At 62.8% G+C, this 22,131-nt stretch carries 22 protein-coding genes; 17 read left to right on the forward strand and 5 right to left on the reverse strand.

What is annotated here, in order from left to right; genetic code table 11:
• The first annotated feature begins 584 nt into the window (after nucleotides 1-584).
• The 5 genes from RCO31_RS33110 to RCO31_RS33130 all read left to right on the forward strand — a co-directional run bounded on the left by RCO31_RS33110 (nucleotide 585) and on the right by RCO31_RS33130 (nucleotide 7,767).
• Nucleotides 585-1,766 carry a terminase large subunit domain-containing protein gene (locus RCO31_RS33110; RefSeq protein WP_308972649.1) on the forward strand — a complete coding sequence of 394 codons (1,182 nt, stop codon included), beginning with the start codon at nucleotides 585-587 and terminating at the stop codon, nucleotides 1,764-1,766.
• The gene (terL, locus tag RCO31_RS33115; RefSeq protein WP_308972650.1) at nucleotides 1,712-2,161 is read left to right on the forward strand and encodes a phage terminase large subunit; all 450 of its coding nucleotides are present in this window, start codon (nucleotides 1,712-1,714) and stop codon (nucleotides 2,159-2,161) included. The genes RCO31_RS33110 and terL overlap by 55 nt, the downstream gene beginning before the upstream one ends.
• A 242-nt stretch (nucleotides 2,162-2,403) precedes the next feature.
• A complete protein-coding gene (locus RCO31_RS33120) occupies nucleotides 2,404-4,230 on the forward strand; it encodes a flagellar hook-basal body complex protein (RefSeq protein WP_308972651.1) in 1,827 nt (608 codons plus the stop codon).
• A 156-nt stretch (nucleotides 4,231-4,386) separates the two neighbouring features.
• The gene (gene flgK, locus RCO31_RS33125) at nucleotides 4,387-6,252 is read left to right on the forward strand and encodes a flagellar hook-associated protein FlgK (RefSeq protein ID WP_308972652.1); all 1,866 of its coding nucleotides are present in this window, start codon (nucleotides 4,387-4,389) and stop codon (nucleotides 6,250-6,252) included.
• A gap of 21 nt (nucleotides 6,253-6,273) precedes the next feature.
• Nucleotides 6,274-7,767: a flagellar biosynthesis protein FlgL gene (locus tag RCO31_RS33130; RefSeq protein ID WP_308972653.1), complete on the forward strand. Its 1,494-nt coding sequence runs from the start codon at nucleotides 6,274-6,276 to the stop codon at nucleotides 7,765-7,767.
• 93 nt (nucleotides 7,768-7,860) lie between these two features.
• Here RCO31_RS33130 and flbT read toward each other — a convergent pair whose 3' ends face one another.
• Nucleotides 7,861-8,277, reverse strand: coding sequence for a flagellar biosynthesis repressor FlbT (flbT, locus tag RCO31_RS33135; RefSeq protein WP_308972654.1), 417 nt, complete (start codon nucleotides 8,275-8,277; stop codon nucleotides 7,861-7,863).
• Between the two features lie 300 nt (nucleotides 8,278-8,577).
• Here flbT and RCO31_RS33140 point away from each other — a divergent pair, with 300 nt between their 5' ends.
• The 4 genes from RCO31_RS33140 (at nucleotide 8,578) to RCO31_RS33155 (ending at nucleotide 13,003) form a co-directional block, all read left to right on the forward strand.
• Nucleotides 8,578-10,149, forward strand: coding sequence for a flagellin (locus RCO31_RS33140; protein ID WP_308972655.1), 1,572 nt, complete (start codon nucleotides 8,578-8,580; stop codon nucleotides 10,147-10,149).
• 262 nt (nucleotides 10,150-10,411) lie between these two features.
• The gene (locus RCO31_RS33145; RefSeq protein ID WP_308972656.1) at nucleotides 10,412-11,995 is read left to right on the forward strand and encodes a flagellin; all 1,584 of its coding nucleotides are present in this window, start codon (nucleotides 10,412-10,414) and stop codon (nucleotides 11,993-11,995) included.
• A gap of 198 nt (nucleotides 11,996-12,193) precedes the next feature.
• The gene (gene flaF, locus RCO31_RS33150; protein WP_308972657.1) at nucleotides 12,194-12,559 is read left to right on the forward strand and encodes a flagellar biosynthesis regulator FlaF; all 366 of its coding nucleotides are present in this window, start codon (nucleotides 12,194-12,196) and stop codon (nucleotides 12,557-12,559) included.
• Nucleotides 12,560-12,634: 75 nt separating this feature from the next.
• Complete coding sequence (locus tag RCO31_RS33155) at nucleotides 12,635-13,003, forward strand: hypothetical protein (protein ID WP_308972658.1); 369 nt, start codon at nucleotides 12,635-12,637, stop codon at nucleotides 13,001-13,003.
• Between the two features lie 17 nt (nucleotides 13,004-13,020).
• Here RCO31_RS33155 and RCO31_RS33160 read toward each other — a convergent pair whose 3' ends face one another.
• From RCO31_RS33160 to RCO31_RS33175, 4 genes are all read right to left on the reverse strand, one after another.
• Nucleotides 13,021-13,386: a hypothetical protein gene (locus tag RCO31_RS33160; RefSeq protein WP_308972659.1), complete on the reverse strand. Its 366-nt coding sequence runs from the start codon at nucleotides 13,384-13,386 to the stop codon at nucleotides 13,021-13,023.
• 241 nt (nucleotides 13,387-13,627) lie between these two features.
• Nucleotides 13,628-14,116, reverse strand: coding sequence for a hypothetical protein (locus tag RCO31_RS33165; RefSeq protein WP_308972679.1), 489 nt, complete (start codon nucleotides 14,114-14,116; stop codon nucleotides 13,628-13,630).
• A gap of 198 nt (nucleotides 14,117-14,314) precedes the next feature.
• The gene (gene flgJ, locus RCO31_RS33170; RefSeq protein WP_308972660.1) at nucleotides 14,315-14,644 is read right to left on the reverse strand and encodes a flagellar assembly peptidoglycan hydrolase FlgJ; all 330 of its coding nucleotides are present in this window, start codon (nucleotides 14,642-14,644) and stop codon (nucleotides 14,315-14,317) included.
• On the reverse strand, nucleotides 14,644-15,708 hold the full coding sequence (locus RCO31_RS33175; protein WP_308972680.1) for a flagellar basal body P-ring protein FlgI: 1,065 nt from the start codon (nucleotides 15,706-15,708) through the stop codon (nucleotides 14,644-14,646). The genes flgJ and RCO31_RS33175 overlap by 1 nt, the downstream gene beginning before the upstream one ends.
• A gap of 323 nt (nucleotides 15,709-16,031) precedes the next feature.
• Between RCO31_RS33175 and RCO31_RS33180 the strand changes: the two genes are divergently transcribed.
• The 8 genes from RCO31_RS33180 to RCO31_RS33215 all read left to right on the forward strand — a co-directional run bounded on the left by RCO31_RS33180 (nucleotide 16,032) and on the right by RCO31_RS33215 (nucleotide 22,030).
• Entirely contained in the window at nucleotides 16,032-16,457 is a 426-nt protein-coding gene (locus RCO31_RS33180; RefSeq protein WP_308972681.1) for a flagellar assembly protein FliX, read from the forward strand.
• 211 nt (nucleotides 16,458-16,668) lie between these two features.
• A complete protein-coding gene (dksA, locus tag RCO31_RS33185) occupies nucleotides 16,669-17,088 on the forward strand; it encodes an RNA polymerase-binding protein DksA (protein ID WP_308972661.1) in 420 nt (139 codons plus the stop codon).
• 102 nt (nucleotides 17,089-17,190) lie between these two features.
• A complete protein-coding gene (locus tag RCO31_RS33190; RefSeq protein WP_308972662.1) occupies nucleotides 17,191-18,399 on the forward strand; it encodes an MFS transporter in 1,209 nt (402 codons plus the stop codon).
• A 338-nt stretch (nucleotides 18,400-18,737) separates the two neighbouring features.
• The gene (locus RCO31_RS33195) at nucleotides 18,738-18,956 is read left to right on the forward strand and encodes a hypothetical protein (RefSeq protein WP_308972663.1); all 219 of its coding nucleotides are present in this window, start codon (nucleotides 18,738-18,740) and stop codon (nucleotides 18,954-18,956) included.
• Between the two features lie 119 nt (nucleotides 18,957-19,075).
• Nucleotides 19,076-19,276 (forward strand): hypothetical protein, encoded by a 201-nt coding sequence (locus tag RCO31_RS33200; protein WP_308972664.1) that lies wholly within the window; start codon nucleotides 19,076-19,078, stop codon nucleotides 19,274-19,276.
• An 80-nt stretch (nucleotides 19,277-19,356) separates the two neighbouring features.
• On the forward strand, nucleotides 19,357-19,974 hold the full coding sequence (locus RCO31_RS33205) for a class I SAM-dependent methyltransferase (RefSeq protein ID WP_308972665.1): 618 nt from the start codon (nucleotides 19,357-19,359) through the stop codon (nucleotides 19,972-19,974).
• Between the two features lie 345 nt (nucleotides 19,975-20,319).
• On the forward strand, nucleotides 20,320-21,201 hold the full coding sequence (locus RCO31_RS33210) for a hypothetical protein (RefSeq protein ID WP_308972666.1): 882 nt from the start codon (nucleotides 20,320-20,322) through the stop codon (nucleotides 21,199-21,201).
• 403 nt (nucleotides 21,202-21,604) lie between these two features.
• A complete protein-coding gene (locus RCO31_RS33215) occupies nucleotides 21,605-22,030 on the forward strand; it encodes a hypothetical protein (RefSeq protein WP_308972667.1) in 426 nt (141 codons plus the stop codon).
• Nucleotides 22,031-22,131 lie beyond the last annotated feature (101 nt).

Here is a 22,131-nt window from a genome sequence, read left to right on the forward strand (position 1 = left end):
ACTTTCGCTGGCTTCGCCCGGTTCGTGCGAACTGTCGCCCGGACATGCACTTGGACCGTCCGTCCGTCGTACCGGCGTCTTTCCTTCAGGCATCACACGGATTTCTCCGGCGCTTTCCAAAGGCCCAGCATCGTAACGGCCATCGCATCCCGCTCCGCATCGATAAGACGACCGCGACGCGCCCTTTCATTGGAGCGGGACGGGAGGAGAATATTCTGGCTCCGTGAAGACGCAAGAGTAATTTCTGAAAAAACGAATTCGCCTGTGAACATCCTGTGCGTATCGTCTCGCTCGTCATTGCGAGCGCAGCGAAGCAATCCAGCGCTGAGCCTGACGCAACCGCTGTACTGGATTGCCGTGCCGCCATAGGCGAGCGAAGCGACGCCGTTCTTCGAACGGCTATGGCTCGCAATGACGGAGTGCTTCGTCGCTGCGCCTTGCCCCAGCGTAGCCCAAGGGCGAAGCCGGATCGCAATGACGGAGTTCGTTTGCTGGTCCAGCAAATCGCCTGCTAGAAGTCATCATCCGATCATTCGCCCGCGGCCGCCAGACGGCTTCGCGGGCATTTTTGTTTCGAGCAGACGATGCCTTCACGAACGACGAACGAAAGCGCGGCAAGCCTCGGCAATCCCGTGTTCTCGCTCGCGCGGAAACGCAACTCGCGCCAGCTGCTGGCGGCGCAGAGTTTGCGGGCCTTTGCAAGCGCGGTCGAGATTCCCGGCGTACCCGTTCGCTTCGATGACGAGACTTGCGAAGATTTTTATCCGGTCGATGCCGCGTTCGGCAAACACCACCTGCTTTGGCTCGAGTGCCTGCAGCGGGTCGAAGATGGCGAGATCAAGCGGCTGATGGGCCTGATGCCGCCAGGCTCGGCGAAGAGCACGTACACGTCGATCGTCTTTCCGGTGCACGTCATGGGGCGATTTCCGAAGACGCAGGTGATCGTCGCCAACTACGGCAGCGACCTGCCGCGCAAGTGGGGACGCAAGGCGCGAGCCATCGTGCGACAGAAGACCTTCAAGAAGATATTCGAGACGACGTTGTCGAAAGAGAGCGCCGCCGCCGCCGAATGGGCGCTGGCGAACGGCTCCGAATATATGGGCGCGGGCCTGCTCACCGGTATCACCGGCAACCGCGCCGACGGCGTGATCTGGGACGACCTGATCAAGGGCCGCGAGCAGGCGGATTCGGATTTGATCCGTCAGAAGACATGGGATGCCTATTTCGATGACCTGCTGACGCGCAAGAAGCCGCACGCCTGGGAGATCGGCATCACCACCCGCTGGCACGAGGACGACATCGCCGGCCGCATTCTGCCTGAGAGCTACAATGGCGAGAGCGGCTTGATCGATTGCCGCGACGGCAACCGCTGGTACGTCGTCTGCATTCCGGCCGAGGCCGAGCGCGACGACGATGTTCTCGGCCGCAAGGTCGGCGAACGCATCTGGCCCGAATGGTTCGGCGAGAACCATTTCGCGCCGTTCAAGCGCAACCCGCGCACCTGGGCCGCGCTGTACCAGCAGCGCCCTGCGCCGGAGGAGGGCGACTACTTCAAGGCCGACTGGCTGCGCCCGTCGGCGACGTTGCCGCCGCGCGAGCATCTGCGCATCTATGGCGGCTCCGACTATGCGGTGACGGCGGGCGGCGGCGATTACACGGTGCATGCCGTGGTCGGTCTCGACGGCGACGGGCGCATGTATCTCGTCGACCTGTGGCGGAAGCGGCGGCCGACGAGTGGATCGAGGCGTTCGGCGATCTGGTGCTGAAATGGAAGCCGATCGGCTGGGCGGAAGAGCAGGGGCAGATCCGGGCCGGTGTCGGCCCGTTCCTCGAAAAGCGCTTGAGCGAGCGCCGGGCCTTTGTCGCGCGCGAGCAGTTTGCCGCGCGCGGCGACAAGGCGGTGCGCGCGCAATCGATCCGCGGCCGCATGGCGCTGGAGGGGCTTTATGTGCCGGCGGCAGCGCCCTGGCTCGCCGACTTCCGCGCCGAGCTGCTCGGCTTTCCCGCCGGCCGGCACGACGACCAGGTGGACGCACTCGGCCTCGTCGGCCAGCTGCTCGACCGGATGGTGAGCGCGGCCAAGCCGCAACAGATCGTGCGGCCGATGCGCGACCGCTGGAATTCAACGCGCGCGGATGCTGCGGGCTGGAAGGTGGTCTGAACTGCAGCGTCGGTCGCCTAACGGTCCCGGATTTCGCTTCGCTCATTCGGAATACTGCCCCCGGCAAAACTTGCCAGCTAGGCAAAACCGTGCCGGCCTTCTGGGACCGGTCCGCTCGCCCAGTCCGTTGATTTCACTCATGTAACCTCACTGGCACATCGCTTGCTCTCCTCCAGCTCGAATGCGGCCTCGCGCATCACGAACTTCCGGACGGCCGCCCGGAAACGAAGCTGGAGACGGTTATGGGTATCTTCGGGGCACTGACCACGTCGGTCGCGGGCATGCGGGCGCAGTCGTTCGCGCTGGAAAACATCTCCGGCAACATTGCCAACTCGCAGACCACTGCGTTCAAGCGGATCGACACGAGCTTCCTCGACCTCATTCCGGACGGCGGCGCCAACCGGCAGCTCGCCGGCAGCGTCACGGCGCAGTCGCGCTCCACCAACAACGTGCAGGGTGACGTGCAGGCCTCGCAGGTTTCGACGTTCATGGCGATCAATGGCGACGGCTTCTTCTCGGTGCAGAAGCCCGGCGGCTTCTCCGACAACACGCCGGTGTTCGACGGCGTCGACCGCTACACGCGCCGCGGCGACTTCCAGCTCGACAAGCAGGGCTACCTCGTCAACGGCGCGGGCTACTATTTGATGGGCATCCCGGTCGATCCGACCACCGGAAACGTGGTCGGCTCGACGCCGCAAGTGCTGCAATTCCAGAGCGACTTCCTGCCCGCACAGCAGACCACGAAAGTGGACTACCGCGCCAACCTCGCGAGCTATCCGCTGACGACCGCACACGACAAGGCCGTGCCCGGCTCCGAGCTGCTGCGTCCGTCGAGCTTCAGCACCGGCCACAACCCGCTGGCGATCGGAACGCCGGCGCCGACGCATACGGACGCATCGATCACGGGCAGCGCGCAGAGCAATAAGCTTGCCACGCCGACGGCGATTTCGGCGACGACGCTGCTTGCGGGGGCCGCAGCCACCAACTCGATCGTGAACAACTTCGTCGATGCCGATACGATCACCGTTAACGGCCTCACCATCAACTTTCATAACGGCGGCGGCCATACCGGTTCGGCGGCTGCCGGCACCCTCGATCTCGATCTCAACACCGCCACGGTCGGCGACCTCATGAACGCGATCGGCGCGATCACCGGCTGGCCCGCGAGCATCTCCACTGGCGGTGCGATCACGTTGCACACCGGCACGGCGGCCGACCTCTCCATCTCGTCGACCAACACCGCAGCCCTCGGCTCACTGGGCTTCACGTCACCGGTCAGCCAGGCGCGTGGCGGCGGCGGCACGCCCGGCACCGGCCAGGTGGTCGGCAACGACCTGCAAGCGTTCCTCGACGAGTCGATCGCCGGCGGCGCGGTGACCGCCTTCGACGTTGCAGGCTCGCCGGTGAACCTGCAGTTCCGCTGGGCCAAGGTCGACAGCGCCTCGCTTGGCTCCGGTCATGCCGACAAGTGGAACCTGTTCTATCAGGTCAACGCCAACGCCACCGGCGCGCAGGTCGCCTGGCAGAACGTGAACACGAACTTCACCTTCGGCGCCAACGGACAGATGGATCCGCCGGTGGTCTCGCTGAACCTGACGGCGCCGTCGATCAACGGCGTGACGCTCGGCGATGTCTCGATCAATTTCGGTGCAGGCGGCCTGACGCAGTTCGCCGACGCCAACGGCAACGTGCAGGTCAACCAGATCGAGCAGGATGGTTTCCCGGCCGGCCAGCTGCAGTCGGTCTCGGTGAGCGATCGCGGCCGTATCGTCGGCAACTACTCGAACGGCCGTAACCTCGACCTTGCAGAGATCCAGCTTGCAAGCTTCAACGGTCCGAACTTCCTGAAGCGCGTCGACGGCGGCGCGTTCGAGGTGACGGACGAGTCAGGCCCCGCGCTCTCCAACGCCTCCGGCCGCATCGTCGGCTCGTCGCTCGAGGGATCGAACACCGACATTGGCGACGAGTTCACCAAGTTGATCGTCACGCAGCAGGCCTACTCCGCCAACACGCGCGTCATCACCACGTCGAACCAGATGGTGCAGGACCTGTTGAATATGCTGCGGTGATGGGGGCGAGTGGCCGTCATTGCGAGGAGCGCAGCGACGAAGCAATCCAGCGCAGCGATTGCCGCGACCTCAGACTGGATTGCTTCGCTTCGCTCGCAATGACGGTCTTCGCTACTCACTGCTCACTACTCGTTCAATTGAAATGAGCACTCCACCATGAGCCTCAGCCAAGCTCTCGCCTCTGCGATGTCCGGCCTGCGCGCCAATCAGATTGCGCTCGGGCTCGTCTCGTCCAACGTCGCCAACGCCGAAACGCCCGGCTATATCAAGAAGACGTCCAACCAGGTCGCCATCTCGTCGGGCGAGTTCGGCGCCAGCGTGCGCGTCGCCGGCATCAACCGCGAGCTCGACCTGTACCTGCAGCGCCAGCTTCGCACCGAGATGGCGGGCGCCGCCTACGCAAATGTCCGCTCCGACTTTCTGGCGCAGCTGCAGTCGATCTACGGCACGCCCGGATCGGCCGGAACCTTGGAGAGTGCCTTCAATTCGCTGACCACTGCGGTGCAGGCGCTATCCACCAGCTCCGACTCGCAGTCGGCGCGCATCGCGGTGATCAACGCGGCGCAATCACTGGTGCAGCAGCTCAATTCGATGACGCGCGGCATCCAGACGCTGCGCGGCAACGCCGAAGCTGGCCTGAGCGGCGCAGTGAACACCGCCAACAATGCGATGCAGCAGATCGCCAACATCAACGTGCAGCTCCTGCGCGGTGGGCAGACCGACGGCGCTGCTGCAGAGTTGCTCGACCAGCGCGACCGCTATATCGACCAGCTGTCGGAGCTGATGGACGTGCGCGTCATCACCAACGATAACGGGCAGGTCAATATCTTCACCAATTCGGGCGTACAGCTCGTCGGCGCCGAGGCCTCGCAGCTGTCGTTCAATGCGCAAGGCACCGTCACGGCGAACACGCTGTGGAGCGCCGATCCGGCGCAAAGCAACCTCGGTTCGATCACCGTCAACTTCCCGCATGGCGGGAGCATGGATCTGTTCGCGGCGAACACGTTTCGCTCCGGCAAGATCGCAGCCCTCGTGGAATTGCGCGACCAGACGCTGGTAGAGGCGCAGGCGCAGCTCGACCAGTTCGCCGCAGCGCTTGCGAGCGCGCTTTCCGACAAGACCGTGGCCGGTACAGCGGCAAGCTCCGGCGCGCAGACGGGCTTCGATCTCGACCTGTCAGGCTTGCAGAACGGCAACGTCGTCAGCCTGACCTACACGAATACGGTCACGGGCGCGCAGCACAAAGTGTCGATCGTGCGCGTCGACGACGCCTCGGTGCTGCCGCTGCCGAACACCGCCACCAACGATCCGAACGACCAGGTCATCGGCATCGATTTCTCCGGCGGCATGGCTTCGGTCGCCTCGCAGCTCAATGCGGCGCTTGGTGGCGCAAATATTTCCTTTTCGGCGTCAGGCTCGACCCTGACCGTGCTCGACGACGGCGCGGCCGGGCGGTCGGATATCAATGCCGTGTCGGCGCGGATCACGCTCTCCTCGGTGAGCGGTACGGACGCGCAGCTTCCCCTGTTCAAGGATGCCGGCAATCTCTACACCGGCGCCTACCTCGGCACGGGCGCGCAGGTCCAGGGATTCGCCGGCAGGATCGCGCTGAATACCGCGATCCTCAATGATCCATCGAAGCTCGTTCAGTTTTCGTCTGGCACGGCAGCTGGCGATACGACCCGACCGGATTTCATCTACGCCCAGCTCACCGCCGGCTCGTATTTCTATTCGCCGGAAGCCGGCCTCGGTACCACGACGTCGCCGTTCAAAGGCACGCTGCTCAGCTTCGCGCAGCAGTTTGTCAGCGCGCAGGGCGAAAAGGCCAGCGCCGCCAAGATGCTGGCGGAAGGCCAGCAGGTTGTGATGAGCACCCTGCAGCAGAAGTTCGCGGAAAATTCCGGCGTCAACATCGACGATGAGATGGCCCATCTCCTGGCGCTGCAGAACGCGTATGCAGCGAATGCGCGGGTGATGAGTGTCGTCAAGGAAATGTACCAGGCGCTGATGCAGGTGATGTAAAGCAGTCATTGTGAGGAAGAAATGGCAATCAACGGGATCGGTCTTCGCTCGACATTGAGCGGCAATGCGCTGTTGAACGTTCGCGCGCAGCTCGAGGATTTGTCGCGGCAGCTTGGGACAGGCAAGAAGTCGGAGACCTATGCGGGGCTCGGCGTCGATCGCAGCTTTGCGATAGGCCTGCGCGCGCAGCTCGGCAATCTCGCGAGTTACAAGGATACGATCGCCAATGTGAACACGCGGCTCGAGATCGGCAACTCGGTGCTGCAACGGATGATCGACATCGGCAGCAACATCAAGACGTCGGCCTCGGGATCTTCGACACAGCTCGAGAACACCGGGCAGACGATGTCGCAGGTCCGCGCGCGCGACTCGCTCGCCGAAATGCTTCAGCTCCTGAACACCCAGTCCGGCGACCGCTACCTGTTTTCGGGGCGCGCCACCGATACGCCGGCTGTGGCATCGATCGGCGATATTCTCGAAGGCAACGGCGCGGCCGCCGGCCTGAAGCAGATCATTGCCGAACGGAAGGCCGCCGATGTCGGCGCCTCCGGCCTCGGCAGGCTGGCGATCTCCGCACCGACGGCCACGTCGGTGGCGATCGCGGAGGAGGCCGATCCGTTGCCGTTCGGCATGAAGCTGAATGCAATTACGTCGTCACTGACGGGCGCGACGGTGGTCGGTCCGACCGGCACGCCGCCGGCGATCAGCGTCGATTTTGCCGCCAATCCGAATGCGGGCGACAAGGTGAAGTTCACCTTCGACCTGCCAGACGGGACCACGGAAGTGATCGAGTTGACGGCAACCACATCGACGCCCGCCGGCGCGGGCGAATTCACGATCGGCGCCACGCCCGACGCGACGGCGGCGAACTTCCAGGCGTCGCTGACGACGGCGGTCGGCAAGCTCGCGAACTCGTCACTTGTGGCAGCGTCTGCTTTTGCGGCCTCGGACAACTTCTTCTCATCGTCGCCGCCGCTGCGCGTCGGCGGAACGCCGCCCAATACGGCGACGACGCTGGTGGCGGGCACGCCTGCGAATACCGTGTCGTGGTACACTGGCGAAGCAGGGGCGGATCCGGCGCGCGGCACGGCCGTGGCGCGGATCGACGATCAGATCACGGTGCAGTACGGCGCGCGCGCCAATGAACAAGGCTTGCGCTGGCAGCTGCAGGTCGTTGCGACGTATGCCGCGGTGACGACGTCGTCGACCGATCCCAGCGCGCGCGACCAGGTGCAGGCGCTCAACGATCGCACAGCGGCCAAGCTCGCGCCGCAGTTCGGCCAGCAGTCGATCCAGGACATTCAATCCGAGCTTGCCGGCGTGCAGGGCGCCATGGACGCCGCCTCCGACCGGCAGAAGCTCACCACGACGATGACCCAGACCATGCTCGACGGTGTCGAGGGAGTCTCGAAGGAGGAGACGATCGCGCAGATTCTGGCGCTGCAGACGAACCTGGAGGCGTCATACCAGGTGACGTCGATGCTCTATCAGACGAGTCTGGTGAAGTTTATCTAACCGTCATTGCGAGGAGCGAAGCGACGAAGCAATCCAGCGCGGCATTCGCGGCAGACTCAGACTGGATTGCTTCGCTACGCTCACAATGACGATTCACGCCGATTTGAGCGTCGGCGCTTCCGCCCGTGCAAGCTCCAGCAGCTCCTTCTCGTAGGCGATCAACTTCTTCGCTTCCTTCAGCGCCCTGTAGAGGTCGCCTTCGAGAATGAGGTTGTTGATGCCTTCGATGATCGCCCAGGAGCTCGGCTCGACCGTCAGCATGTCTTTCAGCAGCGTAAAATAGGTGGGGTGGTGTTCCTTCGGATCGGGCGACAGGTACATCAGCTGGACCGCGAGATAGATCAGTTTCGCGGGCGTGTCGGCCGTCGCCGGCGTCAGGATGTCTTTCTCGCGCAGCACCGGCGTGTTCTCGCCCTCGATCAGCAGGCGTGCGCGCTGGTCCACATTGGTGATGACGCACGAGCCGATAATGATGCGCTCGTTCGGCTTCAGTTCGACTTTGAGTGCCATCTCTCCTGCCTTTCGATTGCCAAAAGCGAAGCCCGAGGCGCTCGCTCCGTTTTCCGTTCCGGCCCCGCTGCGATCCTTCGCCAGTATAGTTAATGTTCGGTGAATGGGCGTTTTCGCCTGCATTTCGCGGCCTTTGCGCGCCGTGGCGGCGTGCGGGCGTGTCCTGATCGCGCGCCCGACGGGCCTTCGGGTTCCACCGCTTCACCGTTTCTTTAAGGCTTGAACAGAATGCTTCGCGGGCTACGCCGGCCGAAAGCCGGATGAACGCGCGTTAGAGTACACACCAGAAAGGTATGAGTTATGTCCATCGTTCTCTCGGCATCGGTTCGCCAGAACCTGCTGTCGCTGCAGTCGACCGCTGATCTGCTCTCGACCACGCAGAGCCGCCTTGCCACCGGCAAGAAGGTCAACACCGCCCTCGACAACCCGACCAATTACTTCACGGCTGCTTCGCTCGACAGCCGCGCCAGTGACATCAACAATCTCCTGGACGGCATCGGCAACGGCGTGCAGGTGCTGCAGGCCGCCAACACCGGCATCACCTCGCTGCAGAAGCTCGTCGACAGCGCCAAGTCGGTCGCCAACCAGGCCCTGCAGACCACCGTCGGCTATTCGGAAAAGTCCACGGTGACCTCGGCCGTGATCACCGGCGCGACGGCGAACAATCTGCTCGGCCCCGCGGGCAATCCGACCGACGCAACCTTTACCGGTGCGTTGCGGCAGAACAACCTTACCGCTGCTGCGAACATCACTAACGCTACTGAGCTCGCAACAGCAACAAACGCCGACACGCTGACGGCTGGCTTTTCAGCGGGCGACACGATCACCGTCAATGGCCAGACGCTCACGTTTATGGCCACCGGCACGGCTTCGGGCGCCAACCAGATCGACGTCACCGACAACGTCGGCCAGTTGCTCGCCAAGATCGACGGACTGAGCGGCGGCACCGGCTCGACCGTGACCGCTGGCCAGGTCGTTCTGCACACCGGCACTACCAGCGACCTATCGATCACCAGCTCGAACACGGCCGCCCTGGGCGCACTCGGCCTCGGCACAGGTGTCACCCAGGCGCGCACCGCCGGCGCTCCGCCGGCGCTGCAGGGCCAGACGCTGACGATCGCATCGACCGCCGGCGGTACGGCGACCAACATTACGTTTGGCACGGCTGCTGGCCAGGTCAACACGCTCGACGAGTTGAACGCCGAGTTGGCGAAAAACAACCTGCAGGCGACGATCTCGGAAGGTAAGATCACCATCACTACCTCGAACGACGCAGCTTCTGCGACGATCGGCGCCATCGGCGGCACTGCAACGCCGTTCGCCAGCCTGACGCCTCCGGCTTCGGTGCAGGACGCAGCGGCGCAACTGACCCGCGCCAACCTGGTGAGCCAGTACAACAACATCATTCAGCAGATCACCACCACTGCGCAGGACGCCTCGTTCAACGGCGTCAACCTGCTCAACGGCGATACGCTGAAGCTGGTGTTCAACGAGACCGGCAAGTCGACGCTGTCGATCACCGGCGTGACCTTCAACCCCGCAGGTCTGGGTCTCGCCGAACTGACGAAGGGCACCGACTTCATCGACAACAACGCCACCAACAAGGTGCTCGAGGATCTGAACAGCGCGTCCAGCGCGCTGCGCTCGCAGGCGTCGACGCTCGGTTCGAACCTGTCGATCGTGCAGATCCGTCAGGACTTCTCGAAGAACCTGATCAACGTGCTTCAGACCGGCTCGTCCAACCTGACGCTCGCCGACACCAACGAAGAGGCGGCCAACAGCCAGGCGCTGTCGACCCGTCAGTCGATCGCGGTGTCCGCGCTCGCGCTCGCCAATCAGTCGCAGCAGAGCGTGCTGCAGCTGCTCCGCTGATCGCGAACCGATAAATTCAAGCAAGTCGAACGGCCGGGGAAACCCGGCCGTTTCTTTTTTTCGATCAGGCTTTTGAAGCGCCAGATCTGAAGCGACGTTCGAAGTGCTTGATCCAGCTTCACAGCTCATTAACGATGAAATTTAATCCGCCGTTAAGCATAGTTTAAGGCCCGCCTCCTAGAACGAATGCCGACATCGACTCAGCCGAACCGCTCCCTTTGGCGTGGAGCAGCCGGCGTTGCGCATCCAGGAGGCCCCCAGAATGTCGAATATCGTTCTCAGCGCGTCGGTTCGTCAGAACCTACTCTCGCTTCAATCCACCGCGGACCTCCTGGCGACGACGCAGAGCCGGCTTGCGACGGGCAAGAAGGTCAACACCGCGCTCGACAACCCGACCAACTACTTCACCGCGGCCTCGCTCGACGCGCGCGCCAGCGATATCAACAACCTGCTGGACGGCATCGGCAACGGCGTGCAGATCCTGCAGGCCGCCAACACCGGCATCACTTCGCTGCAGAAGCTGATCGACAGCGCCAAGTCCGTCGCCAACCAGGCGCTGCAGACCGCGGTGGCCTACTCGCAGAAGTCGTCGATCACCGCGGCCGTGATTCCGGGCGCGACGGCTCAGAACCTGCTCGGCGACTACACCAACGCGGCACGTCCTGCGGGCGCGTCGCTGAAGGTCGGAGCGGCGAACGCTGACGCGAGCGGAACGACGCTCATCTCCGCTCTGACCGACGGCACGTCGACCACGGCGACCGGCCCAGTGAACGGCGATACGATCACGGTGAACGGAAAGACGATCTCGTTCGTCACCGCCGGTGCCGCAACGTTCGATTCCAACGGCAACATGACGATCGGTATCGACCAGACCCTGAACTCGTTGCTGGCTGGCATCGACCAGATCACCGGCAACACTGCCAACCCGTCCACCATCAGTGGCACCGGCCAGATCGTGCTCAACACCGGCGCGGTCGCCGACCTGGAGATCTCGGGCACGGCCCTCGGCAAGCTCGGCCTCGCGGCGGGCACGACCCCGCGCGGCACCGAGCTCGCCTCGGGCCTCACGTTGACCATCCCGGCGACCGAGCATGGCACCGCGACCAACATCACCTTCGGTACCGGCCTCGGCCAGGTCGCGACGCTCAATCAGTTGAACGCAGCGCTGGCGCCAAACTTCCTGATCGCCAGTATCGACACCAGCGGCCGGATCACCATCTCCACCTCGAACGACTCGGCATCGGAAACGATCGGTACGATCGGCGGCACCGCAACCGCGACCGGCGAAGCCTTCAACGGCCTGATCGCCGCCGACCCGGTCGTCGACCCGACCGTGCAGTCGACGCGCGCCGGCCTTGTGCTCCAGTACAACAAGATCATCGAAAACATCGTCACGACGTCGCAGGACGCGTCGTTCAACGGCGTCAACCTTCTGGCCGGCGACACGCTGAAGCTGGTGTTCAACGAGACCGGCAAGTCAGTGCTCAACATCCAGGGCGTGAACTTCACCCCTGCCGGCCTCGGCCTCGGGATGCTGACGACGGGCACCGACTTCATCGACAACAACTCCACGAACGAGGTGCTCGCCGCGCTGAACGCCGCGGGGAGTTCGCTGCGCTCGCAGGCGGCCTCACTCGGCTCCAACCTGTCGATCGTGCAGATCCGCCAGGAGTTCTCGAAAAATCTGATCAATGTGCTGCAAACCGGCTCGGCAAATCTCACGATCGCCGACACCAACGAAGAGGCGGCCAACAGCCAGGCGCTGGCAACGCGGCAGTCGATCGCGGTGTCCGCGCTCGCGCTCGCCAACCAGTCTCAGCAGAGCGTGCTCCAGTTGCTGCGCTGAACGCGTCGAAAGCAAACGGACAAGACGGCGAGGGCAACCTCGTCGTCTTGTCGTGCGCGAATGAAGCGTCGATGCTTGCGCCTTGATTTTGCACCGTTTCTGACACGCGATAACCATCTTTTAAAGCCGGCGCGATACAACCGTCGGCGTGTCTCAAGCGCACGAATCGTGCGGCATGCACAAACATCGAGGTGACGAATGTCCGACGCCGCCAAAGCCTATGCCCGCGTGGCGAATACCACCGCTGCGCCGCGCGAGATCGAGGCACAGGCTCTGCTCAAGGCCGCGAACAAGCTGCAGGACGTTCTGAACAACGCGGATGCGACCAGTGAGCGCACCAAGGACGCGCTGCTGTTCAATCGCAAGCTCTGGTCGATCTTCATGAGCGACGCGCTGCGCGACGAGAATCCGCAGCCGCTGGAGATCCGGCAGAAGATCGCCAACATCGGCGTGTTCGTGCTGACCCAGACTGCGGCGCTGCAGCTCAATCCGCAGCCGGAGCATTTCAAGTCGCTGATTGAGATCAACCGCAACCTGGCTGCGGGCCTCAGCGGCCGCGCCTGAGATTCTTTTGGACGCATTTTCTCGCAGAGAGCCCGGTCCTTACTTTTTCCGGAGAATGCGCGGGCAACGTTTCGCATGGCCGATCTTCTGCAGATCATCTCTTCGAACTATGTGGCGGTCGGCTCGCTCAGCGCCAGCGCGGGCAAGAAGTACGTCCCAGTCGATCCGGCCTTGTTCGAAGGCACTTGGAGAGGCAAGTACGCCGACGGCAAGGCTTTCGCAGTCCAGGTCTCGAACGTCCAGGGATTTCGCGCAACCGCAAAGTATGAAGCCGGTGGCGCGGCGAAATATCAGAACGTCCTGATCGCCAGCGACGGCACCTTCCGGGTCGGCGATACAAAGTTCGCGCTGACCAAGCCCGGCACAGCCGAGATCAAGACCGTGATGATGCAGAACGGCCAGCCGTCGACCATCGAAACGGCTTACGCCAAGCAGAATGGATAAGGCCGGAAAGCCGGCGATCAGACCGTCCGATCCGTGAGGTGAGGGTGGCTCTCCTCTCTCGCACGCTCAAGCTCACGAAAATAGGCGGTCCTGCGTCGCCTGGCCTCGTCAGGCACTTGCGCGACGACATTCTCGGTCCGGCTATCGACGACACGATAGACCAGCTGGGCGCTGTCCTGGTCGAACACCATCTGGCGCGACAGCCGCTCGCGATCGAGTTGCACGCTTTCGCCCCGCGCGCCTTTCGCGGTTTCGGACGCGGTCACGCTGACGGCCGGCGGCAGCTGCGTGCGCACGGCTTCGCGTGCCGCCTCGGGAGCCGGGCGCACACCAGATGTTTGGGCCGGGACCCCGACCGGCCTGACTGAGAAATCTGTGCTCATGGTGGCCTCCTCGGCCTCGAGACAAATCCCTCCCCAAGCAGCGATCATCGGTCAAGCGCCTCAACATCCTGTTGAGAAACGCGCTCAACGCGATGTCGAGATAACTGTGTTGATTTGAGTCAAATCCTCAACGTCATTGCGAGGCTACGTAGCCCGGGCGAGCGAAGCGACCCCGGGTGGAGAGTCCTCCCCGCATGGCGCTTCGCTTATGCGGGCTACCGTCCTTCGCGCAATGACCTGATTACAGCGTTCGGCTCAAGGTCAGCGGCGCGGCGTGACGGGTTCCGGCGTTGCTGCGCTGGCCTCTGGACGTGTAGGTCGACGGCACGGCGCGCCGCTGCATCTCGGTGTTGACGCCGCGGATGATTCCTTCCGACACCGCATGCGCCGTCGCAAGCACGGTGAGGTTCACCTGCAGCATGGCACGGAACGTGTCGTGATGGCGGTGCAGGGCGGCGAGCAGGTCGGGCGTCGTTTGCGCCATGTAGCGCTGGTTGGCCCGAAGCCCGGCGATCGCGCCGATGTAGCGGCGCGAAAGATCGCTCTTGGCGCTGTCGAGCACCATCGCCTCGCGAATCTTGCCGGCGCGGACCATCTCGGTTTCCTGCTCGATCACCTTGAGCAGCGTATCCATGATCTGCATCAGTGCGTCTGCGAACTTGCGCGCATCAGCGGGTGTCGTGATCGAGGGCTGCAACGGGGGGGCAGTGGTGCGGTGATGGCTGTTCATGGGCATGTGTTGGTCCTCAGAGATTGCCGCAAGCTCGCGTGCTCCCTCTCCCCGTTGGGGTGAGGGGCAGTAACAAACGCTGACCTTGCGAGGCGCGCTGAAAAAGCTTTCGGATCACGGCTGCCAGATCCCCCTCACCCTAGCCCTCTCCCTGACGGGGAGAGGGGATAAGGCCGAACGCGTGGCGGCCTTCTTCCTTCACGTCGCGCCTGCCTGTTGCATGATCAGCGTGCGAAACACGTCGTCGGTGATGCCGATGCCGCCGGATTTCGATATGCCCTTGGCGTATTCGTCCGTCAGCATCGACCGCCAGGGGCCGGTCCCTTCGGTGCTGCCGAGCGGACCTTCACCTTTGACGTCGGCGAACATCTGCTGAAACATCGAATTGAGAAACACCTGTTCGAAATCCTGCGCCGAGGCCTTCGCCTTCTCGCGCGCCTGCGGCGAGATTTTCTTCAGCGCGTCGATCAGCGCGATGTCGGGACGACCGTTGATCGTCGGCGTAGCCTGGACCGGAACAACGCTCATTACATCACCTCGATGTCGGCCTGGATCGCGCCGGCGGCCTTGACCGCCTGCAGGATCGCGATCATGTCGCGCGGGCCGATGCCCAGCGCGTTCAACCCGTCGACCAACTGCTGCAGCGAAACTCCGTCCTTCACCACCGCGAGCTTCTGGCCGTCTTCCTGCACGCCGACGCGCGAGCGTGGAACGACCACGGTTTCTCCACGCGACAGTGCATTCGGCTGGCTGACCTGCGGTGCCTCGGAAATCGTGACGGTCAGGTTGCCTTGCGCGATCGCCACCGTCGCGACGCGCACGTCGCGTCCCATGACGATGATTCCCGAGCGTTCGTCGATCACGATCTTCGCGCCGATGTCAGGTTCGACCTGCAACTGTTCGATCTCGGTGAGCAGGGCGACGACGTTGCCCTTGAATTCCTTCGGAACGTTCAACAGCACAGTCGACGGATCGACCGGCTCGGCGGTCTTGCTGCCGAGGAAGTCGTTGACAGCGGAGGCAATACGCTTGGCGGTGGTGAAATCCGCATTGCGCAGCGCCAGTCGCACGTTCGGCAGGCGATTGAGCGCGAAATCGATCTCGCGCTCGATGATTGCACCATTGGAAATGCGCCCGACGGTCGGCACCCCACGTACGATCTTTGAAGCTTCACCTTCCGCCGCGAAGCCGCCGATCGCGAGTGAGCCTTGCGCCACCGCGTAGACATTACCGTCGGCGCCGAGCAGCGGCGTGACGAGGAGCGTGCCGCCCTGCAGGTTCTTGGCGTCGCCGAGCGCCGACACCGTGACGTCCATCCGCGTGCCCTGGGTCGAGAATGCGGGCAGGTTGCCGGTGACCATGACGGCCGCGACGTTGCCGGTGCGAATGTTGGCGCCACGAATGTTGACGCCCATCCGCTCGAGCATCGCCTGCAGCGACTGCTTGGTGAAGGGGATGTTGTTCAGCGTGTCGCCGGTTCCGTTCAGGCCGACGACCAGGCCATAGCCGATCAACTGGTTCTGGCGCACGCCCTCGATGTTCGCGAGATCCTTGATCCGCGAGGTGGCGCCGGCGGGCACCATATGCACCATATAAAGACAGAGGATGGCGACCACAGCGCACAAAGCTCGAAACGCGCCTGACATCCCTTGCTCCCAACGAAGGTTTCACTCCGCCCGCGGCCCTCTGGTCGGGCGGGCGGGTCAAGGTGTCACTAGCGAACGCCATGCCAAACGCCGGGCATGAAGCAAGCCTTTGATATTTCATGATAACGGGCGTTGAACCGGCCCTCGTCACGGGACGCTGCGACGACGAAATCTGCCCTATGCGGCACTTTTTGCCGGGCCGTTTACCCGCCATTAACCATAACGAGGCGAGCTTCCCACGACGTCTCGCGGGAGAGCGGAGAAAAGCGATGCGAATCTACGGACCGAATGGCGCGGGCCCGGCGGCACCTCCATCGAGCGCCCGGCGCAGTTCATCGTCGTCTTTCTCGCTCCCCAATCTCAGCGAGGCCGGCGACAGCCGCCCGACGGTGGCGCCGACCGGCGTCGGAAATATCGACGCGCTGCTGGCCCTGCAGGGGGTTGAAGATTCGGTCGAGCGGCGCAAGCGCGCGGTCAAGCGCGGCCGCAACGCGCTCGACGTTCTCGACGATCTGAAGATCGGCCTTTTGTCCGGGTCGATCGATCCCGGCACGGTACAGCGGCTGCGGACCGCTGCATCCGAGCTCAAAACCAATTCCGGCGACACCAGTTCAGGTGATTTGGGGCTCGATTCCGTGCTGGCCGAGATTGAGCTGCGGGTCGAGGTGGAACTGGCGAAAGCCGGAAGCATCTGATCTGAATGGTATTTTGGTGCGGACGCGCACCCGATTCCACCGGATTCGTTCCACCAATCGGCACCGGCCGCGTCCGGGCCGTCCCCGCTCAAACGGCCGCTCCATAACCTGCCGTCTGACGCGTCAGCGATATTGTCTGTCACGAATCGCCGCTATATAAGCGGCGCTCGCGAGAAGCCCCTGTCTCGCCGGTGACGGACAAAAGCCTCCCATGCCTGTGACGGAGAAGCAGAAACCTTATCGGCCCTCAGAGAAGGAGCCGTTCATGAACGAGCGCCAGCGCGAATATTTCCGCGCTAAGCTGCTCGCATGGAAGGAAGAGATCCTGCGCGAAGCGAAAGCGACACTGGTCCAGCTTCAGGACGAGAACGTCAATCATCCTGATCTCGCCGATCGCGCCTCCTCGGAGACCGATCGCGCCATCGAGTTGCGCGCGCGTGACCGCCAGCGCAAGTTGATCTCCAAGATCGACGCCGCGCTCGGCCGCATCGATGACGGCACCTACGGCTATTGCGAGGAAACCGGCGAGCCGATTTCGCTGAAGCGGCTCGAGGCACGACCAATCGCGACGCTGTCGGTGGAAGCGCAGGAGCGCCACGAGAAGCGCGAGAAAGTCTACCGCGACGAGTAGAGGCGCTTTCGCGCCAACGCCTGTCGTGTCGGCCCGACACCAGATCTTTCAGCCTCCACGTATCATCGTGCCGGCGGTCACCCTTCCACCGTCGATTCCCCGATGCCGTTCGACGCGCCCACAGTCCGTGCTGTTGTCGCCCTGTCATTGACCCAGCTCATTGGCTGGGGCGCCACGTTCTGGTTGCCCGCGGTCACGGGACCTGCGATGGTCGGCGAACTGCGCATGACTCTGCCCATGATCATGGCAGGACCGACAGTCATGCTTGTCGTCATGGCCATGGTGTCCTGGCCGCTGAGCGCCATCTTCGAGCGTCACGGCGCGCGTCCGATCATGATTTTCGGATCACCCCTGGGCGCGGCCGGCCTGCTGGTCATGGGCCTGGCGAATGGTCCCGCAACCTATCTCCTGTCATGGATCATTCTCGGCCTTGCCGGCGCGAGCATGTTGACGACACCGGCACAGATCGCGGTGACCGAGATCGCCGGCGAGAAGGCGCGCCAGGCGCTCGGCGTATTGGTCCTGGCCGGTGGGCTGACATCAACCATCGTCTGGCCGCTGACAGGGCTTCTGCAGGGCCAATGGGGCTGGCGCACAACGACGCTGGTCTATGCCGCCATCATGCTGCTTGTCTGCATGCCACTGCATTGGACCGCGCTTGCCCGCCGGCCCAAGGAAAAATCCGCCGTGAAGACGGCGGCCGAGCCTGCTTCCATTGATCTGCCACGTTTCGCCTTGCTGGCCTTAAGCTTTGCCGCCAATGGCTTCTTCACCTGGGGCTTTGCCCTCACCATCATCATCCTGTTCGAGGCTGCGGGCCTCGATCACGCCAGCGCGCTGACAGCCGCAGCCTTCATCGGAATTGCGCAATGGGCGGGGCGCATGGTCGATTTCGTCGGCGGCCGGCGCTGGTTAGGCTTCGTCACGGGCCTTGCCGCCTCCGCTCTGTTTCCGCTGAGCTTCATCGTTCTTCTGCTGACCAGCGACTTCGTCGGCGCCATGCTTTTCGCCACCCTCTATGGGGTTGCCAGCGGCGTCACCGCCGTCACCCGCGCCACGCTACCGCTGCAGATTTTCCCCAACGGCGCTTATGCCCGCGCGTCGGCGCAGCTAGCGGTGCCGCTCAACCTCTCTTATGCCGCTGCACCTCCGGTGTTCGCCGCCATCATGACTTCCGCCGGTCCGCACGCGGCGCTATGGCTGGCCTTTGCGATGTCGATCTTTGCCTTCTGCGCGCTGTTCAGCCTTTTGCTGCTGCATCGCCGAATGAATCGCAGATCGCAACAGGACCGAATTCTGATTGCCGATTGAACCTATTGCTGATTAACGGCCTCTTCACCCTGTGCCCGGGCCGCGGCACTGCGGTCCGCATTCATTTCGAATGAATCTCGAAGTGCGTGTGTCGCGGACAGGGACGCGCAAGGATTTCGCTGCATGCTGAACCGATCGTCACCTAGTGCGGCGAATTTGAAATTCCTGCCAACTTCGCGGCGATTCCGGCGCAGGAATTTCAAATTCAAAAGCCGCACTAGAACCATAAAAGTTGCTAGTGCTCCTTATGTTTCCGAAGTTCGCATGTAGAGCCTGCCGCGAAGTGATGCGAACTTCGGAAACGGAGCACTAGCCGGTCAGCAACAGGGCGTCACGGCATGCGTTGGGTCTACATTGCTGTGGTCGCGCTTTTCGCCATCGCGACACTGATATTCGCACTGCAGAATCTTCAGAGCGTTACGATGTCGTTCCTGGGCTTCAGGGTCAGCGCGCCGCTGGCGGCGCTGGTCGCCGTCATCTACGTCCTTGGCATGGCCACCGGCGGCAGCGCCTGGGCGTTGGTTCGCTGGGCCTGGCGTGGCTCGAAGCAGCCATAGGCGGGAGTTTCGGGCGCGGAATTCCGGCCTGCTTTCAGGGAAAACCCCAATAGGCCTCCGCCAGCACGGGTGCGAACGTTCGAACCACATCGCAAACCAGACGACCACGGAGAATGGTGATGGCGGTCTATGCAGAACACACGCCGATCTTCCTGATCAAGAAGTTTGCCGCTGTCATTTTTCTACTGCTCGGTCTTCTCATAACGGCGACCGGCTTCGCAAATCAGTCGACGTCGCTCGCAGTCATCGGGGCGCTCATGCTTTCCATTGGTGTACTTCTCCTCGTACTCAAGGTCGTTCGACGCAATCGCGGAAGGTAGACGCCGGACATCACCGCGCGACAACCTGCGACAGGTGAGATAAACTCGCCTTCGCAGACTGCAGCGATCAAGGTGACGCGATGTCCGAGCGCCGGGGCCATTGGGACCATGTTTACGCCACCAAGCGCGAAAACGAGGTGAGCTGGTTCCAGGAGAACCCGGCGATCTCGATGGAGCTGATCCTGGCCACCGGCGCAACCCGCGCGTCCTCAATCGTCGATATCGGAGGAGGGGCCTCGCGGCTGGTCGACAGCCTGCTGCAGGCCGGATTCCGTGCGATCACGGTGCTCGATCTTTCCGAAGCCGCACTGGCCGCGGCGCGTGCACGGCTCGGCGGGCGCGCGGCGGAGGTGGAATGGATCACTTCGGATGTGACCCGATGGAAGCCGTCGCGGCAGCACGACGTCTGGCATGATCGCGCGGCGCTGCACTTCCTGACCGATGCGGACGATCGTGCAGCTTATGTCGCGTGTCTGAAATCGGCGCTGCGCGTGGGCGGTCAGGCGATCATCGGCACCTTCGCTCCTGATGGTCCGGAAAAATGCAGCGGCCTGCTGGTGCAGCGTTACGATGCGACAGGCCTGCAGCAGACCCTGGGCGAGGACTTCAGACTCGCCGAGCAGCGCCGCGAAATCCACACGACCCCGTGGGGTTCGGCGCAGTCATTCCAGTTCGCCCGCCTTCTGCGCACGCGATAGCGGGACCTTGTCCCGTGACCGCGGACGGCCTGCCTGATGCCGTCGAAAGGCACGGCTGCGCATGATCATCTCCATCGATCGCGGGCGCTACCCGCATGGTTATGATCGCCGCCTGCAGACATCGCTCACCTCTCGACGTTCGGCTTCATTAAACCTGTTCGTCCTAACGCGAGCACGTAGTGCCGGAATCTAGGCCGGCAGGCGAAAGGCAAGACGTTGCCTTACCCTGGCACCGCGCGAAGCAAAGGATCGGGAGACTTGACGGTCGTCAAAGCCCGAGGCGATAGTGCCGTCGTAATTTTTGAATTTCTTAGATTACCGTCGTCACTTTTTAAGATTTTTAGCATGAACCGCGTCACGACCATTGCAAGGCGTTCAAAAAACTTCATTCGTTTCCGATTGGCGAGCAGAGACTTACACATTGAGTCCCCGGCCAAGCGTGGAATGTTTGCTCAGTTGAATTTCTGCCTTTACATGGCTGACTACACCGAAAGGCACGGTCAACGGCTTTTTGTCTATCTGACCGGTCAGAACTACCTAGATCCCGATCACGGCCCAAATTGGTTTGACTATTTTTTCTTTCATCGTCACGGCGCAACGGCGCCTAGCAATCCAAAGACGATCAAGGTCTATGACAACTCCGAGCTTCCGTTCGCTTGCCGCCCCTCGCTTGAAGAGGCTAATCGCTTATTCTTTCGTCATTTTGGTATCCACAAGGACATTACCGATCACGCCGATAGCTTCGCGGCCGCGCACGCGATAGACGCGCGAACGTTGGGCGTACACTACCGAGGAACAGATAAGAGAACCGAGGCCGAGCCGGTTAAAATTGATGAGTTCGTCCTCAAGGTAGAGCGTGCCATTGCAGAGGCCCCTAACGTGAGGAACATCGTTGCAGCCAGCGATGATGCACGGTTTCCCGACGCTCTAAAACGTCGCATATGCTCGTTGCCGGTTATCAGTTTTGACGATTCTTTTCGAAGCGCTGGCGATGTGCCCGTGCATCTGATGGGATACCGGCGCGGCAATTACACGATGGGTCGTGATGCTTTGATCAACGCGTTGCTCTTAGCGAAATGCGGAAGCATCGTCAGAACGAGCTCGTTTCTCTCCGCCTGGGCGTCAATTTTTAATCCGGGCTTGACGGTTTCTCTTGCGAACCAACCTTACAAGGGAAAGCTGTGGTTTCCAGAGCGCGAGGTTCTGCGACGCGCCACGCTTATCTGAACCAGCAACGCGATCTTGGGCAGGGAGCGCGGCAGACATGAGCGAGATGAGTGATCGAGTCGCGGAGGCCATACAGGTGGTGCACTCCTTCGTGCTGGGACTCCTCGCTGGCGGCCTCAGTGAGTCCCAATGTACGAAGCGGGACTCTTTGTGAGCCGCCTACGCCGATCGAGATGAACACGCCTGACACAGGAAGTCATAGGGGATCTGCAGCAGGTCCTGGGTCAGGATTTCAGACTCGCCGAGCAGCGCCGCGAAATCCACACGACCCCGTGGGGATCGGCGCAATCGTTTCAGTTCGCCCGGCTTCTCCGGGCCTGATGACGGAACCTTGTGTTCTGCCGAGCGGTTCTCGTTCCTTCATGTGATGACAGTGCCGGCCGCGATGCTGTAGGATAGGATCATGCTTCGCCGCGCTCTCATTATCTTGCTGATTGCATCCGTCGCCGCGCTCAGCCATCAGCCCGCTTTCGCGCTGATGCTGCCTCCGGCGGCGCAAGCCGGCGCTGCAATGGCTGGTGATGCGGCCGGTCATGACGAGGTCGTGATGCATGACGCCACAGCGGATGCCATGCCCTGCTCCGACATGATGGCGCAGGCAGATCCCGCGCAAGTTGATCATGACTGTTGCGGCGACGTGGACAAGGCGGAGAAGTCATGTCCCGATGCCGGCGCCTGTGCGGCGCGCTGCCATGTCAACGGCGCACTGGAGCCGGCCTGGTTCGAGCACCGGGCAGGCGAAACGATAGCTTTCCGCATTGTCCCGCAAGAAGCGCGGGCGCTGGTGCCTGTCAGCGCCAAGTCGCTGTTCCGGCCGCCAATCCTCTGATCCTCAACGTTTGAGTCCGGCGTCGGTATCCGGTTGCGCGTGCGCGCCGGTGCCGACCCATCATGAAGGCGTCCGCCGTTCGAGCGGCGCTCGCCCTCATG

The sequence above is a fragment of the Bradyrhizobium sp. LHD-71 genome (assembly GCF_031157255.1).
Lineage (GTDB): Bacteria > Pseudomonadota > Alphaproteobacteria > Rhizobiales > Xanthobacteraceae > P52-10.

Excerpts from the sequence above, each read along its gene's own strand:
- RCO31_RS33110 (WP_308972649.1), top strand. The coding sequence starts at position 585 with ATGCCTTCACGAACGACGAACGAAAGCGCGGCAAGCCTCGGCAATCCC.
- RCO31_RS33120 (WP_308972651.1), top strand. The coding sequence starts at position 2,404 with ATGGGTATCTTCGGGGCACTGACCACGTCGGTCGCGGGCATGCGGGCG.
- flgK (WP_308972652.1), top strand. The coding sequence starts at position 4,387 with ATGAGCCTCAGCCAAGCTCTCGCCTCTGCGATGTCCGGCCTGCGCGCC.
- RCO31_RS33130 (WP_308972653.1), top strand. The coding sequence starts at position 6,274 with ATGGCAATCAACGGGATCGGTCTTCGCTCGACATTGAGCGGCAATGCG.
- flbT (WP_308972654.1), bottom strand. The coding sequence starts at position 8,277 with ATGGCACTCAAAGTCGAACTGAAGCCGAACGAGCGCATCATTATCGGC.
- RCO31_RS33140 (WP_308972655.1), top strand. The coding sequence starts at position 8,578 with ATGTCCATCGTTCTCTCGGCATCGGTTCGCCAGAACCTGCTGTCGCTG.
- RCO31_RS33145 (WP_308972656.1), top strand. The coding sequence starts at position 10,412 with ATGTCGAATATCGTTCTCAGCGCGTCGGTTCGTCAGAACCTACTCTCG.
- flaF (WP_308972657.1), top strand. The coding sequence starts at position 12,194 with ATGTCCGACGCCGCCAAAGCCTATGCCCGCGTGGCGAATACCACCGCT.
- RCO31_RS33155 (WP_308972658.1), top strand. The coding sequence starts at position 12,635 with ATGGCCGATCTTCTGCAGATCATCTCTTCGAACTATGTGGCGGTCGGC.
- RCO31_RS33160 (WP_308972659.1), bottom strand. The coding sequence starts at position 13,386 with ATGAGCACAGATTTCTCAGTCAGGCCGGTCGGGGTCCCGGCCCAAACA.
- RCO31_RS33165 (WP_308972679.1), bottom strand. The coding sequence starts at position 14,116 with ATGAACAGCCATCACCGCACCACTGCCCCCCCGTTGCAGCCCTCGATC.
- flgJ (WP_308972660.1), bottom strand. The coding sequence starts at position 14,644 with ATGAGCGTTGTTCCGGTCCAGGCTACGCCGACGATCAACGGTCGTCCC.
- RCO31_RS33175 (WP_308972680.1), bottom strand. The coding sequence starts at position 15,708 with ATGGTGCATATGGTGCCCGCCGGCGCCACCTCGCGGATCAAGGATCTC.
- RCO31_RS33180 (WP_308972681.1), top strand. The coding sequence starts at position 16,032 with ATGCGAATCTACGGACCGAATGGCGCGGGCCCGGCGGCACCTCCATCG.
- dksA (WP_308972661.1), top strand. The coding sequence starts at position 16,669 with ATGCCTGTGACGGAGAAGCAGAAACCTTATCGGCCCTCAGAGAAGGAG.
- RCO31_RS33190 (WP_308972662.1), top strand. The coding sequence starts at position 17,191 with ATGCCGTTCGACGCGCCCACAGTCCGTGCTGTTGTCGCCCTGTCATTG.
- RCO31_RS33195 (WP_308972663.1), top strand. The coding sequence starts at position 18,738 with ATGCGTTGGGTCTACATTGCTGTGGTCGCGCTTTTCGCCATCGCGACA.
- RCO31_RS33200 (WP_308972664.1), top strand. The coding sequence starts at position 19,076 with ATGGCGGTCTATGCAGAACACACGCCGATCTTCCTGATCAAGAAGTTT.
- RCO31_RS33205 (WP_308972665.1), top strand. The coding sequence starts at position 19,357 with ATGTCCGAGCGCCGGGGCCATTGGGACCATGTTTACGCCACCAAGCGC.
- RCO31_RS33210 (WP_308972666.1), top strand. The coding sequence starts at position 20,320 with ATGAACCGCGTCACGACCATTGCAAGGCGTTCAAAAAACTTCATTCGT.
- RCO31_RS33215 (WP_308972667.1), top strand. The coding sequence starts at position 21,605 with ATGCTTCGCCGCGCTCTCATTATCTTGCTGATTGCATCCGTCGCCGCG.